The organism is Flavobacterium frigoris PS1, assembly GCF_000252125.1.
Classification (GTDB): Bacteria; Bacteroidota; Bacteroidia; order Flavobacteriales; family Flavobacteriaceae; genus Flavobacterium; species Flavobacterium frigoris_A.
In genome coordinates this window covers 28,658-43,584 of sequence record NZ_AHKF01000009.1, presented here as the reverse complement: position 1 = coordinate 43,584, position 14,927 = coordinate 28,658, and the positions used below count along the sequence as shown (strand labels likewise).

13 protein-coding genes are annotated in these 14,927 nt (G+C 34.8%); 12 read left to right on the top strand and 1 reads right to left on the bottom strand.

The annotated features are described in order from the left end of the window. The 4 genes from HJ01_RS17850 to HJ01_RS02390 all read left to right on the top strand — a co-directional run. On the top strand, window positions 1-1,066 hold a 1,066-nt coding region (locus tag HJ01_RS17850; RefSeq protein WP_040473628.1), incomplete at its 5' end, for a vitamin B12 dependent-methionine synthase activation domain-containing protein. A gap of 100 nt (window positions 1,067-1,166) precedes the next feature. Next, entirely contained in the window at window positions 1,167-2,123 is a 957-nt protein-coding gene (gene metF, locus HJ01_RS02400) for a methylenetetrahydrofolate reductase [NAD(P)H] (protein ID WP_007136678.1), read from the top strand. A gap of 90 nt (window positions 2,124-2,213) precedes the next feature. Beyond that, a complete protein-coding gene (locus HJ01_RS02395; RefSeq protein WP_007136677.1) occupies window positions 2,214-3,617 on the top strand; it encodes a pyridoxal phosphate-dependent decarboxylase family protein in 1,404 nt (467 codons plus the stop codon). A gap of 146 nt (window positions 3,618-3,763) precedes the next feature. After that, complete coding sequence (locus HJ01_RS02390) at window positions 3,764-4,402, top strand: hypothetical protein (protein WP_007136676.1); 639 nt, start codon at window positions 3,764-3,766, stop codon at window positions 4,400-4,402. Window positions 4,403-4,504: 102 nt separating this feature from the next. On the opposite strand, the gene gldA is transcribed toward HJ01_RS02390, so the two are convergent. Beyond that, window positions 4,505-5,401, bottom strand: coding sequence for a gliding motility-associated ABC transporter ATP-binding subunit GldA (gene gldA / locus HJ01_RS02385; RefSeq protein WP_007136675.1), 897 nt, complete (start codon window positions 5,399-5,401; stop codon window positions 4,505-4,507). Between the two features lie 161 nt (window positions 5,402-5,562). On the opposite strand from gldA, the gene HJ01_RS02380 reads away from it, so the two are divergent. The 8 genes from HJ01_RS02380 to HJ01_RS02345 all read left to right on the top strand — a co-directional run bounded on the left by HJ01_RS02380 (window position 5,563) and on the right by HJ01_RS02345 (window position 14,927). Then, window positions 5,563-6,804, top strand: coding sequence for a dicarboxylate/amino acid:cation symporter (locus HJ01_RS02380; RefSeq protein ID WP_007136674.1), 1,242 nt, complete (start codon window positions 5,563-5,565; stop codon window positions 6,802-6,804). Between the two features lie 387 nt (window positions 6,805-7,191). Beyond that, on the top strand, window positions 7,192-8,019 hold the full coding sequence (locus HJ01_RS02375; RefSeq protein ID WP_007136673.1) for a prephenate dehydratase: 828 nt from the start codon (window positions 7,192-7,194) through the stop codon (window positions 8,017-8,019). Between the two features lie 51 nt (window positions 8,020-8,070). Then, the gene (locus HJ01_RS02370; protein WP_007136672.1) at window positions 8,071-9,219 is read left to right on the top strand and encodes a pyridoxal phosphate-dependent aminotransferase; all 1,149 of its coding nucleotides are present in this window, start codon (window positions 8,071-8,073) and stop codon (window positions 9,217-9,219) included. Beyond that, window positions 9,220-10,071, top strand: a complete 852-nt coding sequence (locus HJ01_RS02365) for a prephenate dehydrogenase (RefSeq protein WP_007136671.1) — start codon at window positions 9,220-9,222, stop codon at window positions 10,069-10,071. It abuts the gene before it with no gap. 111 nt (window positions 10,072-10,182) lie between these two features. After that, window positions 10,183-11,265 (top strand): bifunctional 3-deoxy-7-phosphoheptulonate synthase/chorismate mutase type II, encoded by a 1,083-nt coding sequence (locus HJ01_RS02360; RefSeq protein ID WP_007136670.1) that lies wholly within the window; start codon window positions 10,183-10,185, stop codon window positions 11,263-11,265. A gap of 131 nt (window positions 11,266-11,396) precedes the next feature. After that, window positions 11,397-12,377 carry a ribosome small subunit-dependent GTPase A gene (gene rsgA / locus HJ01_RS02355; protein ID WP_040473626.1) on the top strand — a complete coding sequence of 327 codons (981 nt, stop codon included), beginning with the start codon at window positions 11,397-11,399 and terminating at the stop codon, window positions 12,375-12,377. A gap of 34 nt (window positions 12,378-12,411) precedes the next feature. Beyond that, on the top strand, window positions 12,412-12,870 hold the full coding sequence (gene dtd / locus HJ01_RS02350; RefSeq protein ID WP_007136668.1) for a D-aminoacyl-tRNA deacylase: 459 nt from the start codon (window positions 12,412-12,414) through the stop codon (window positions 12,868-12,870). Window positions 12,871-13,016: 146 nt separating this feature from the next. After that, complete coding sequence (locus tag HJ01_RS02345; RefSeq protein ID WP_007136667.1) at window positions 13,017-14,927, top strand: DUF3857 domain-containing protein; 1,911 nt, start codon at window positions 13,017-13,019, stop codon at window positions 14,925-14,927.

Genomic DNA, 14,927 nt, shown 5'->3' with positions numbered 1-14,927 from the left:
TGAACTGTACGAAGCCCCCCCCGCCCCCGAAGGGGGAGCTACTCATATTGAGGAAAAGCAAACATGGGAAACAGCAAGTCCAGCTTTGTACGATGTTTTGAAAGAGCGTGCCAAAGAAATGAGAAACAAACCAACAGAGGCAGAAAAAATGCTTTGGAATGTGTTGTCAAATAAAGGAATTGAAGATTTAAAAATCAGAAGACAACATATAATTGGGGAGTACATAGTTGATTTTGTGTGTTTAGAGAAAAAGTTAGTTATTGAAGTTGATGGTGGAATCCATGATACTATTGAACAAAAAGAGCACGATCAATACAGAACAGATTGGTTGATGTCAAAAGGTTTTAAAGTTGTAAGATATACGAACAAACAAGTTTTGACTGATATTAATAATACTATAGAAAGTATTATAAAAGAATTGAAGACAAACGTGGGGGTTCCCCCTTCGGGGGTTAGGGGGCTCTTTTTAACGCTGCGCCAACAAGCTCAAAAAACAAAAGGAGCACCAAATATTGCCTTGTCGGATTTTATTGCTCCAAAAGATAGTGGTAAAGTAGATTATATGGGTGCTTTTTGTGTGACTACCGGTTTTGGTGTTGATGAATGGGCTGCTGAATTTGAAAAGGATTTAGACGATTATAATTCGATAATGGTAAAGGCTTTAGCGGATCGTTTTGCAGAAGCTTTCGCAGAATATTTGCACGAAAAAATACGTAAAGAAATTTGGGGTTACTCGGCCGATGAAGCGTTGAGCACCGAAGATATGATTGCAGAAACCTACAAAGGAATTCGTCCAGCTCCTGGCTATCCAGCCTGTCCAGACCATTTAGAAAAACCAACAATTTGGAAATTACTAAATGTAGAACAAGAAATAGGAGTAACCTTAACGGAGAGTATGGCTATGTGGCCAGCGTCATCGGTTTCTGGATATTATTTTGGAAACCCAGAAAGTAAGTATTTTGGACTTGGAAAAATAAAGGAAGATCAAGTTATAGATTATGCTAAGCGTAGAAGTATTTCAACAGAAATAGCCACAAAATGGCTGAGTCCAAATATAGCAGACTAGAGCCCCTAGACCCCGAAGGGGGAATAGAAGCTAATAGTAAATAATATAAACCTGATGACCCCTTTCAGGAATTCCCTCTTTGGGGGTTAGGGGGCTGACTATGAAAGTAACAGAACATATACAAGACGCAAAAGGGAAAACATTATTCTCGTTTGAAATTATTCCGCCCCAAAAAGGGAAAAGTATTCAAGAATTATACGATAATATTGATCCGTTGATGGATTTTAATCCGCCGTTTATTGACGTGACAACTTCTCGTGAGGAGTTCATTTATGTGGATAAAGGTAATGGATTATTAGATAAAAAATTGACCAGAATGCGTCCTGGAACTTTGGGTATTTGTGCCTCTATTAAACATAAATATAATGTAGACACTGTGCCTCACGTACTTTGTGGGGGTTTTACTAAAGAGGAAACAGAATATCTACTGGTTGATTGCCACTACTTAGGAATTAATAATGTTATGGCGTTGCGTGGTGATGCGATGAAAGACGAACAGTCTTTTGTTCCTAAAGTTGGGGGGAATAATTTTGCCGTTGATTTAGTCCAACAGATTAATCTATTGAATGAAGGGAAATACCTGCATGATGTAATGCATATTGACAATAAAGCTGATTTTTGTATTGGTGTGGCAGGATATCCAGAGAAACATTTAGAATCTCCGTCATTAATCTCCGACTTAAAAAGACTGAAAGAAAAAGTGGATGCAGGTGCTGATTATGTGGTGACACAAATGTTTTTTGACAATTCAAAATATTTTGAGTTTGTTGCCAAAGCAAGAGAAATGGGAATTACAGTTCCTATTATTCCAGGAATTAAACCACTTGCAGTACAAAGGCATTTGCAAATTTTACCTCAAATTTTCCGTATTGATTTACCAGAAGATTTAATTGATGCGGTAGACAAATGCAAAACAAATGCCGATGTAAAAGAAGTAGGAATCGAATGGGCAATTCAACAATCACTAGAGTTGAAAGCTGCCGGAGTTCCTGTATTGCATTATTATTCTATGGGAAAATCAGAGAATATTAAACAAATAGCATCGAAAGTTTTTTAAAAATTAAAATAAAATCGATGTCGTTCTATTGGACCCGACAGGTTTTATAAACCTGTCGGGTCTTTTTTTTACATTTAATTTCAATAACGTATGAATACAATCCTTCAACAAGATCTAAACGAAATCGAGAATATCCTTGAAAAAGTAAAACAGCAAGGAATTCATTTTCTGGAATCAATTGACACTATTCCAACTTCGAATAATAATACAATAACAACAAATAGGGATCTTAGCAACTCTGGTTTAGGGGCATTGCCGACTTTGGAAGAGTTCAATAGAAGGTTAGCGCCATTAATGGTTTCGCAAACTGGAGGTCGTTATTGGGGATTTGTAACGGGTGGATCTACTCCGGCATCGATTGTGGGTGATTGGCTGACTACAATTTATGATCAAAATGCGCAAGCTACAAATGCGCAAGGTGGCGTATCGGCTTTGATAGAAATTGAAACGATTAACTTGTTGCTGCAATTGTTAAGTCTGCCCAAAATTTTCTTGGGAGGATTTGTAACAGGAGCGACCATGTCTAACTTTACTTGTTTGGCTGTCGCCAGACAATGGTTCGGAAAACAACTAGGAGAAGATTTCGCTAAAAATGGAATTTCACAACCGATACAAGTTCTTTCTGCAATGCCGCATTCCTCTTCTGTCAAATGTTTAGCAATGTTAGGAATAGGAAGTCAGAATTTTACTAAGATAGAGACGATTGAGGGAAACCGTGAAGCGATAGATATTGCCGATTTGGAACGAAATATAAAAAAAATAAATGGTCGGCCATTTATTCTGATTTCTAGTGCGGGAACTGTTAATACAGCTGATTTTGATGATTTTACTGCAATTACAAAACTGAAAAGAAAATACAATTTCTGGTGGCATATTGATGCTGCTTTTGGAGGGTTTGCTGCATGTTCTCCTAAATACAAACACTTAGTTAATGGTTGGGACAACTCAGACTCTATTACTGTTGACTGTCATAAATGGCTGAACGTACCTTATGAAAGTGCTTTTTATTTGGTAAAAGAAGAGCATAGAAATTTACAAATTGAAACTTTTCAAAATTCAAATGCACCTTATTTGGGAAATCCATTGGAAAATTTTAATTATCTTAATTTTCTGCCTGAAAATTCTCGACGATTAAAAGCATTGCCTGTTTGGTTTTCGTTATTGGCTTATGGAAAACACGGGTATCAAGATATTGTAGAAAATAGTGTGGTAATGGCATTGCAGTTTGATGATTTTATATGCAAAAACGAAAATTTTGAATTATTAGCTCCAACTCGGTTGAATAATGTTTGTTTTACTTTGGCGGGAGACCATAATCAGGAAAAAGTAAATTCATTTTTGACAAAACTTAATGATAGAGGCAAAGTATTCATGACTCCTACAGTATATCAAAATCGGAAAGGAATCCGTGCATCATTCGTTAATTGGAGAACGAATGAAAATGATATTCAAATTGTCATTGCAGAAATGAAGGAAAGTCTTTTATTGATTTAGTAATGTAATAAATAGAGATTTCATTTAGGCGAACTGGAGTAATACGATTATTATCAAATCGTAGATTAATTTTACGTGCTTGCAAGGCCTTGGGTAGTTAATATTAAAATCTTATATTTGATGTAACTAGCTTAAAAAAAATCAAAATGAAATACTTATACTATACGCTTTTAGCGACAGTCATAACATTTACTTCATGTAAAAACGACGAAACCGCTGCAGTTAAAACTAATCCTAGAAATGAAATTCCTTTTTGGCAACAAACATCTCCAGCGGTACAAGGCCAATCATCTCAGTCTACCGGAATACAAAATGGTAGCTCAGGAATGGCTACCTCTACTCCGGCAGGAATCAACCCTCCTCATGGAGAACTAAATCATCGTTGTGATGTAGCTGTTGGAGCACCATTGAATACTGCTGGTAGCGGAGGAACTTCTGTTCAGCCAGCTTCTGTTCAGTCCACACAAGCGGTTACAACTTCGCAAAATATCACTGCTAAGACGGTTACGCCAAAAGGAATGAATCCATCACATGGAGAAAGTGGTCATCGTTGTGATATAGCGGTGGGAGCTCCATTGAATTCAAAACCAGCATCAACAACTACAGCCACTACAAGCACAAATTCAGCTACAGCTGCAAAAGAATATACTGTTCAACCGGCAGTTCCGGCTTTATTGTCAACTGCATCCGCAGATACTGAAACCGCCGCAGGGATGAATCCGGCTCATGGAAAGGCGGGACATCGTTGTGATATTGCCGTTGGTGAACCTTTACCGAAATCCTAATTCAAGTTTTTATTTCATGAAATCATAAAAAGGAAGCTCATTTAAAATAATTTAAATGAGCTTCCTTTTTTTATCCGTGAACTAAAACTGATTAGTGCCGTATTATTTTGTGATTTCTCTAAAAACAGCCTCCAGATTTTTGTTTTTTTGATTAAGTTGCAAAGTTTTTAAGCCATTTGCAGTTGCAAAATCAAACACTGTAGGTCGCATGTCTTTGTCGGTCGTAAAGGTTAACTCCCAAATCATGTCATGCGTATTTTTAAAAGAAGTAAGGTTTTCAATTTTGGCAACTGCCTGCTCTTCTATTTTATAATCAAATTCTACTTCTAGAACTTGTTCCTTGTTTTCTGAAAATAAGTTGTCTAGTTTTTTATCGGCGACGATTTTACCGTTATTGATAATGATCACACGATCACAAATCGCTTCAACTTCCTGCATAATGTGCGTGGAAAGGAAAACAGTTTTATCTTTCCCTACGTTCTTGATGACGTTTCTTATTTCAATTAATTGATTTGGATCTAAACCAGTTGTCGGTTCATCCAAAATCAAAACATCAGGATTGTGTAATAGAGCATTGGCAAGTCCCACACGTTGGCGGAAACCTTTAGATAATTGCCCTATTTTTTTATGACTTTCAGTACTTAAACCAGTCAGTTGAATTACTTCTTCTATTCGAGATTTGGTTACTTTATAGACATCAGCATTAAAAGCTAAATATTCCCTAACGTACAAGTCCAGATATAAAGGGTTGTGCTCCGGTAAATAACCAATAGAAAGTTGTACGGCTTTTTGTTCCGTAATTATATCATGTCCATTAACCATTGCAGAACCTTCATCAGGATGGATATAGGTTGTCAATATTTTCATCAAAGTAGATTTTCCGGCACCGTTTGGACCAAGAAAACCAACGATTTCACCTTTATTGACTGCAAACGAAATATCGTCCAATGCTTTCTGATTGCCGTAACTTTTCGATATGTTTTTTACTTCTATTGACATTGCCTTTTGTTTGTTGCAAAAGTAAAAAGAAAATGGCGATTTATGGTTTTTATTAAACAATATCAAGCAGAGGTTATTGTCTGATTTTTGTTATTGTAATGAGTGGTATTTTATAAATAGAATGATATATTTATAAAAAATTATAAAAACTGAATCTAAAAATGGAAGAAAGAAAGAGTTTGTTTAAAACGTATAGTGGTATTATCTGGTTACTATGCGGGATAACAGCAGGAAGTATATTAGGACTGGTTTTTGGGAAAGGAGTAGAAGTTATAAAGCCGCTAGGGGATATATTTTTGAATTTGCTTTTTACAGCTATCATACCCTTGATTTTCTTTACTATCGCTTCTTCAATCGCGAGTTTAGAGAAGTCAGAGAAATTAGGGAAGTTGTTTGTAGTTGTTATTGGAGTGTTTTTGGGCACAGTCCTTGTCTCTGCGATAATAATGATACTAGGTGTGTTACTTTTTCCAATCCATCAAGATATCATCATTTCAAAAATTCCTTTGGAAAGTATGCAAAGTGCCAGTGGCGGTTCACAAATTACTCAACTACTGACTGCTAATGATTTTTATGAATTGCTTTCGAGAAAAAGTATGTTGGCATTAATTATATTTTCTTTCTTGATAGGATTTGCTAGTTTAAGAGCTGGGGAGAAAGGAGAAGGTTTTAGAACTTTCTTGAATTCAGGAAATGAAGTAATGAAGCAATTATTACACATAATCATGAAAACGGCACCAGTGGGATTAGGTGCTTATTTTGCGTATCAAGTTGGAATATTTGGACCTCAATTATTTGGAGCGTATGCAAAACCTTTAGGGCTTTATTATGCAGTTTGTACATTCTATTTTGTGGTGTTCTTTAGTTTATATGCGTTTATGGCAGGTGGAAAAGAAGGATTGAAGATTTTCTGGGGGAACAATATTACTCCGGCTTTAACAGCCTTAGGGACTTGCAGTAGTATTGCGACAATTCCAGCAAATCTGGAGGCGACAGAAAAGATGAAAATACCCGCGCATATTAGAAACATTGCGATTCCGCTTGGAGCTCCTTTGCACAAAGACGGTTCGAGTATGTCTTCGATAATAAAAATAGCAGTTATTTTTGCTATGTTTGGAAAAGATTTTACAGATCCTAGTACATTGCTTATGGCATTAGGTATTACTGTTATTGTATCAGTGGTTGAAGGAGGAATACCAAATGGGGGCTATATAGGAGAAATTTTAGCTATTACAATTTATGGCTTTCCAATGGAGCAAGCTTTACCTGCTGCTATGATTGTGGGGACATTAGTAGATCCAATAGCCACTTTGCTGAATGCTAATGGTGATGTAGTTTCGGCAATGCTAATTACTCGAATTTCCGAAGGAAAAAAATGGCTGTCGACAACATTAACTACCTAATCTACTTAGGTGGATTTTTTTCAAACAAAAACAGCTATTTTTGTTACGGAAGCCGTTTAGGCGCAGATGATTATATAATATTTTACAAGCTGTTTTTTTAGTTATTGTGTAATTTAAATACAGTTTTACAGAGAATTCTTTTTTTGTTTGATATAATTCTTTTTTTTGTTTGGATAGATGAAAATTATTTATACATTCGCATAGAACTTATTACAAAACACAAATTATAATGTTGAATAACCGATTTTATTTTAGCAATACTTATTATTTCTTCTGGAAAGAGGGTAGGGATTGTCGTATGGTTATTTAATTAGAAAATTAAATTGATAATTATAAATATACAATCCCGATGAAAATCGGGATTTTTTTTTGCTTAAAAGTGGTCATATGAATGCGAAAATTGCAATACAAGGTATAAAGGGTTCATTTCACCATCAGGTGGCACAAGAATATTACGAACAAGAGGTGGTGGTTGATGAATGTCTGTCTTTTGAAGAACTTGTTGATAGCCTGCTTTCAGGTAAAGCAGATCAGGCAGTTATGGCAATTGAAAATTCAATAGCTGGACCTATTATTCCTAATTATGCTTTAATAGACAAGAATAATTTGCACATCATTGGAGAACATTATTTGAACATTACTCAAAATTTGATGGCGCTAAAGGGCCAAAAATTGGACGATATAGTTGAGGTACATTCGCATCCAATGGCCTTACTTCAGTGTATGGAATTTTTGAAAAAATATCCAAGTATCAAATTAGTTGAAGACAAGGATACTGCTGAAACTGCTCGTAGAATTCAAGAGAAGCAATTAAAAGGTATCGCAGCAATTGGGAGTCATGCGGCTTCGATAATGTATGGTTTAGAAATCCTGGTACCTGCAATTCAAACTATAAAAAATAACATGACTCGTTTTGTTATCATAAATAAAGAGAACTCATTTGTGCCAATAGAAGAAGTCAATAGGGCGTCTTTAAAATTTGAACTCGATCATAAAAGAGGAAGTTTAGCAGCGGTACTTAATGTAATGAGCGATTGTAAAATGAATTTAACCAAAATACAGTCCTTGCCAAAAATTGAAACACCTTGGAAATATTCTTTTTTCGTGGATGTTACTTTCGAAAAGTATTCGGATTATTCAAAGGCTAAATCATTATTAGAGATAATGGCAGAATATTTTAAGGTATTAGGAGAATATAAAAACACCAAGCCATAATTAGTTAAAAGTCATCAAGTCACAAGGTCTAAAGAATTATAAAATAGAATAATGATTACAACAGCAAAACGATTAGATATAATTGAAGAATACTATTTCTCCTCAAAATTGAGAGAAGTAAGACAATTGGCATCCGAAGGGAACCCGATTATAAATATGGGAATAGGAAGTCCTGATTTGCAACCTTCACAAAAAGTTATTGACGCAGTCGTTCATGCAATGCAAGATGATAATGCGCACCAATATCAAAGTTATCAAGGCTTGCCGGAACTGCGAAAAGGGATGGTTGATTTTTATAAAAATAATTATAATGTTGACTTGAATCCCAATACTGAAGTTTTGCCTTTGATGGGTTCAAAAGAAGGAATTATGCATATTTCACTTGCTTTCTTGAATGAAGGAGATCAAGTTTTAATACCAAATCCTGGATATCCTACTTATACTTCGGTAACTAATCTAGTTGGAGCTGTGCCGCTTTATTATGATTTAAAAGAAAACACGAATTGGGAACCTGATTTTGACGCTTTAGAAAAGTTAGATCTAACTAAAGTAAAAATCATGTGGGTTGGTTATCCGCACATGCCCACAGGAGCTCGCGGTAGTATTGCTTTATTTGAAAAGTTAGTGGCTTTCGCCAAAAAACACCAAATATTATTGATCAATGACAATCCATATAGTTTTGTTTTGAACGATAATCCTATGAGTTTGTTGCAGGTTGAAGGGGCTAAAGATGTGGCTCTAGAACTTAATTCTTTGAGCAAAACCTTTAATATGGCGGGCTGGAGAGTTGGAATGGTTTTAGGAAATGCAGAATGTATTGATGCTATTTTGAAAGTAAAAAGCAATATGGATAGCGGAATGTTTTTTGGAATTCAAAAAGGGGCAATAGCCGCTTTGAACAGCGATAAATCTTGGTTTGATGCGATGAATGAAATCTATAAAAAACGCCGCGTTTTGACCGAAAAATTAGCGGAAAAATTAAATTGTAAAGTGTATAAAGAAGGTGTTGGATTGTTTGTTTGGGCAAAATTACCAGAGGGAATAACTTCTGCTGAAAAATTTATAGACCAGATTTTACATGAAAAATATCTCTTTATCGCACCAGGGACAATTTTTGGAAGCAATGGAGAAGGGTATGTTCGATTTGCATTATGTGTAAAAGAAGAAAAAGTTCAAGAAGCAATTGATAGATTTAATTAAATGAAAATTTACATAGTAGGAATAGGGCTGATTGGTGGATCAATGGGAATGGACATTAAAACGGTCTACCCAGAAGTTACCGTTTATGGAGTTGACAGTAACGAAAATCATTTGCAGCAAGCATTGGCATTGGGTGTGATTGATGTAGCTTCGGAATTAGAAGGTGTTTCCGATGCTGATTTTGTGATTGTTTCTGTTCCTGTTGATGTCGCGTTAACTGTTTTGCCTAAAGTACTGGATTTGATTGGTGAAAACACCATCGTTTTTGAAGTGGGTTCTACGAAAGCTCCCATTTGCGAAGCAGTTGCAAACCATCCTAGAAGGAGGAATTTTATCGCAACGCATCCTATAGCAGGAACTGAATTTTCTGGACCATCAGCAGCAATTGCAGGCTTGTTTCAAGGAAAAACAAATATTATTTGCGAAGTGGAGCGAACCGCTTTCAAGTTACAGGAAAAAGCATTGGATCTGTTTAAAGCTATCGGGATGAGAATTAGATATATGGAGCCTAAATCACATGACAAGCATATTGCTTATATGTCGCATTTGTCCCATATCAGTTCGTTTATGTTGGGAAAAACAGTATTAAACAAAGAAAAACACGAACAAGATATCTTTGATATGGCGGGAAGTGGATTTGAAAGTACTGTACGTTTAGCCAAAAGTTCACCTGCAATGTGGACTCCTATTTTTAAACAGAATAGAAAGCAAGTTGTAAAGACGTTGGATGAGTATATTTCGAACTTAACTCATTTTAAAGACTTACTTGTTAGTGAAGATTATGATGCTATCTATGAAGAAATGGAAAGTGTAAATAAGATAAAAGAGATATTAAACGGAATGCTAAAGTAAGTAGAGATTGCTTGCCCTTAAAATGAATAATTAATTAAAATAAATCCATTTCTTTTCGTTCCATTTTGGAAAGCTTGGGAAGGGGGAAATAAAAACAAAAACTAAAAAAAGATGGAAAACAAGAAAGAAATGAGAACATGGTTGGACGATTTCAATTTATCTCACCCATTTGTAATCGCGGGACCTTGTAGTGCTGAAACTGAAGAACAAGTATTGAAAATAGCTCATGAATTGAAAGATTCTGACGTAAGTGTTTTTAGAGCTGGAATTTGGAAACCAAGAACACGTCCAGGAGGATTTGAAGGTGTTGGAGAAATAGGATTGAAATGGTTGAAAAAAGCCAAAGAGGAGACAGGATTGTTAATGGGAACGGAAGTTGCAAATGCAGCTCACGTAAAATTAGCTTTAGAATATGATATAGATGTATTATGGGTTGGTGCAAGAACTACGGTAAATCCGTTTGCAATGCAAGAGCTTGCAGATGCTTTACAAGGGACTAAAAAAATTGTATTGGTAAAAAACCCTGTTAATCCAGATTTATCTTTATGGTTAGGTGGAGTAGAGCGTTTATACAATGCAGGAATCGAAAAATTAGGAGTAATCCATAGAGGTTTTTCTACTTACGAAAAAACAAAATACAGAAACATTCCGGAATGGCAGATCGCTATCGAATTGCAAAATAGATTTCCTGATTTACCTTTAATCATTGATCCATCACATATTACTGGAGACCGTGAAATGATTCTTGAAGTTACGCAACAAGCTTTGGACTTGAATTATGACGGAATGATTATCGAAACGCATATCGATCCAGATAACGCTTGGAGTGATGCAGCACAACAAGTGACTCCAACAGCATTGAAACAAATTTTTGTAGATTTAAAAGTTAGAAAAGTAGATGATGTTTCTGATGAGTATACTAAAAAAATGGGCAAATTAAGAGCGAATATTGATGTTCTTGATGCTACTTTGTTAGATTTATTAGGAAAGAGAATGAAAGTGGCTGACGAAATAGGTCAAGTTAAAAAAGAATCTAACGTTGCTGTACTTCAAAATACACGTTGGAATGAAATTTTAGGAAAAATGATTTTGGACGGAGAGCAAAAGGGACTTTCTGAAGAATTTGTGCTTAGAATGTTCAAAGCAATTCACCAAGAAAGTATTGTACATCAAGAAAAAGTGATTAACGGATAATTAGAACAGAATAAATAAAAATCAATCTCTACAGCTTCTCATTTGAAGTTGTGGGGATTTTTTATTTATGCATATCGCAAAAACTTTAAACTTTAAACTTTAAACTTCAAACAATATTTTACCTTTGCAACATGACAGGACTCGTATATAAATCTACAGGAAGTTGGTACACCGTAAAATCCGAACAAGGAGATTTTATTGAATGCCGCATGAAAGGAAAATTCCGAATTAAAGGAATCAAGAGTACCAACCCTATTGCTGTAGGTGATGTTGTTGATTATGAATTGGAAGAATCTTCAGATACCATCACGGGTACCATTCACAATATTCACGACAGAAAGAATTATATTGTTCGAAAATCAGTAAACTTGTCTCATCAGATGCACATTATTGCATCAAATATTGATCGGGTTTTCTTATTGGTGACTATCAATAATCCGCCAACGACGTTTAATTTTATTGATCGCTTTCTAGTTACTGCCGAAGCATATGGTATAGAAACAATATTAGTTTTTAATAAGATCGATACTTTTGATGAAGCTACATTGGATGAACAATTGTATATGCAACATGTTTACCAAGAAATAGGATACAAATGCCTTCGTGTTTCCTCAACAGAGATGAAAGGAATCGATGCCTTAAAAGAAATGATGATTGGTAAAGTGAGTATGTTTTCTGGGCATTCAGGAGTTGGGAAATCAACATTAGTTAATGCAATGGAGCCTTCGCTACATTTAAAAACAAAAACCATATCTGAAGCCAGTAAACAAGGGCAACATACTACTACTTTTGCCGAAATGTATGATTTGTCTTTTGATGCTAAAATTATAGATACGCCAGGTATCAAAGGTTTTGGAATTGTAGATATGGAAAAAGAGGAAATTAGTGGTTATTTTCCGGAGTTCTTCAAATTGAAAGAGCATTGTAAATTCAACAACTGTTTGCATAAAGACGAGCCAAAGTGTGCTGTGAAAGAAGCATTGGAAAGAGATGAAATAGCCTGGTCACGTTATAATAGTTATCTTAAACTCTTAGAAGGGGATGATGAAAATTATCGTACTGACATTCATAATGAGGATCGAGCAATCAGTGATGAAAATAGAAAATCGTAATCCTGCTATTCATAATTTATAATTCACTAATAATTTGAAAGTTGTCCTCCAAAGAGTTTCCTCCGCATCCGTAACCATTGAAAATAAAATTGTAGCTGATATTCAAAAAGGGGTATTAGTTTTAATTGGCATTGAAGACGCAGATAGTCAAGAAGACATTGATTGGTTGGTTGGCAAAATCACTAAAATCCGTATTTTTGAAGATGAGAATCAGGTGATGAATCTATCGGTAAAAGACATTGATGGCGACATCATTGTGGTTAGTCAATTTACACTTCATGCCGCCACAAAAAAAGGCAATCGACCATCTTATATTAAGGCAGCAAAACCCGATGTTGCTATTCCGCTTTATGAAAACTTTGTCCAGCAATTAGAATTAGAATTAGAATTAGGAAAAAAAATACAAACGGGCGTTTTTGGGGCAGACATGAAAGTCAATTTACTGAATGATGGACCAGTTACGATAATTATAGACAGTAAAAATAGAGAATAGTTGTTTGTTTATTGTAAGAGTTATGCTATTTTTGATAGCCACGAATAATTAAAAAATTCAAAATAATATAGTATTGAGCCATAATTGGCATATACACTTTATTTAATTCTGTATTTGGTAAATTATTCACATTTTCAAAATCGCTTATGAAAATCAAACCCGTACTTACAGTTTTTTTTATTTTTTTATTTGTTAGTGCGCGAGCCCAAAAAAATGAGTATTCTTCCTTACTTATAAAAGATAGTTTAAAAGAAAATGCTAATGCGGTTGTTCGCTTGAATCAAATAGATATCTTAATTTCTTCCCAACGAAATATGGCTATCAATTCAACTAGAGTAATTACAGTTTTAAATGAAAAGGGGCTTTCTGTGATTGATGCCGTTGAAAACTACAATAAAAAGACAACAGTCAAAGAAATTGAAGCAACGATTTATGATGGATCTGGAAAAGAGATAAAAAAAATAAAAAGAAAAGATTTTAAGGATAATAGTGCGGCTGGTGGAAGCACTTTGTTTTCTGACAGCAGGTATGTTTATTTAGATTATACTCCAACACAATATCCTTTTACAATTGTTTATGAAAGCAAATTGGAAACATCTACAACGGCATTTATTCCGCAGTGGTATCCTTTATCTAATTTTTTTGTAAGTGTAGAGAAAAGCGTTTTGAATATTAGTTACCCAGACAACCTTGGGTTTAAGAAAATGGAATTTAATTTTGTCAATTTCAATATTCAAAAAACTGTTGACACTTCAACTCAGTTGTCCTATACGGCCATTAATATTCCAGCTCAAAAACAAGAAGATTACAGTCCTTCTTATAGTTCTCTTTTTCCAAAAGTTATGACGGGTTTGGAACATTTTCATCTGGAAGGTGTTGATGGAAAAGCCAAGACTTGGAAAGAATTCGGGCAATGGTATTTTGATGAAATTTTATCAGGAACGACTAGTTTACCAGAGGGAACGATCCAGAAAATGAAAGTGTTAATTGGTGATGAAACAGATCCAATAAAGAAAGCACAATTGATTTATGATTATGTCCAAAAAAAATCAAGGTACGTAAGTATTCAAGTGGGAATTGGCGGTTGGAAACCAATGTTTGCCAATGATGTTGATCGATTGGGATATGGAGATTGTAAGGCTTTGACTAATTATACAAAAGCACTTTTAGAAGTAGTTGGTGTGCCATCCTATAATACCGTTTTATATGGAGATCGTCAAAAGAAAGATATTGAATCACAATTTGTATCCATGCAGGGGAATCACATGATCTTGGCGATTCCTAATGGCGATGATTATATTTGGCTAGAGTGTACAAGTCAAGACGCGCCTTTTGGGTTTCAAGGAACATTCACGGACGATAGAGATGTATTAGTGGTAAAACCGGATGGAGGTGAAATAGTGCATACCCAAAAATACATCGATAAATACAATAGCCAATTCAGTTCAGGAAATTATTCTTTGGATGCTAATGGTGATTTGACTGGAGAAATTGATATCGTGTCAAAGGGTTCGCAATACAGCCAAAAAGAACCAATAGAAAATCTTCAGCCTACAGAAAAAGAAGAACATTATAAACAGTATTGGAATACAGTTAATAATCTAAAAATTAATAATTTATCTTTTTTAAATGATAAATCCAGTATAAGTTTTACGGAAAAGGTACAGATAAGTGCAGTTAATTATGGCAATTTATTATCAGGTAAAATGATGTTTTGCATAAATGCTTACAACCAATATACAGGTATTGTAAAAAGAATTAGAAATAGAAAAAATTCATTTGAAATTCAAAGAGGCTTTTTTGATCAGGATGAAATAAACATAGCCTTGCCTCAAGAGTTTTCGATTGAATTTTTGCCAACTAATTTTGAATTAAAAAGCAAATTTGGAGAGTACAGAACCGAGTTTGTTAAGAAACAAGACAACAGCTTAGTTTACAAACGTACTTTATTTATTAAAAAAGGGATGTATTCGAACAATGAATACAATGAATACCGCCTTTTTATAGAACAAGTGTCTAGAAATGACAATGCCAAAATGATATTAACCAAAATCTAA

Bases quoted from the DNA above. Each gene is read 5' to 3' on its own strand.
- gldA (WP_007136675.1), bottom strand. From the start codon at position 5,401: ATGTCAATAGAAGTAAAAAACATATCGAAAAGTTACGGCAATCAGAAA.
- HJ01_RS02380 (WP_007136674.1), top strand. From the start codon at position 5,563: ATGGAAGAAAGAAAGAGTTTGTTTAAAACGTATAGTGGTATTATCTGG.
- HJ01_RS02370 (WP_007136672.1), top strand. From the start codon at position 8,071: ATGATTACAACAGCAAAACGATTAGATATAATTGAAGAATACTATTTC.
- HJ01_RS02345 (WP_007136667.1), top strand. From the start codon at position 13,017: ATGAAAATCAAACCCGTACTTACAGTTTTTTTTATTTTTTTATTTGTT.
- HJ01_RS02395 (WP_007136677.1), top strand. From the start codon at position 2,214: ATGAATACAATCCTTCAACAAGATCTAAACGAAATCGAGAATATCCTT.
- HJ01_RS02365 (WP_007136671.1), top strand. From the start codon at position 9,220: ATGAAAATTTACATAGTAGGAATAGGGCTGATTGGTGGATCAATGGGA.
- HJ01_RS02375 (WP_007136673.1), top strand. From the start codon at position 7,192: ATGAATGCGAAAATTGCAATACAAGGTATAAAGGGTTCATTTCACCAT.
- rsgA (WP_040473626.1), top strand. From the start codon at position 11,397: ATGACAGGACTCGTATATAAATCTACAGGAAGTTGGTACACCGTAAAA.
- metF (WP_007136678.1), top strand. From the start codon at position 1,167: ATGAAAGTAACAGAACATATACAAGACGCAAAAGGGAAAACATTATTC.
- HJ01_RS02390 (WP_007136676.1), top strand. From the start codon at position 3,764: ATGAAATACTTATACTATACGCTTTTAGCGACAGTCATAACATTTACT.
- HJ01_RS02360 (WP_007136670.1), top strand. From the start codon at position 10,183: ATGGAAAACAAGAAAGAAATGAGAACATGGTTGGACGATTTCAATTTA.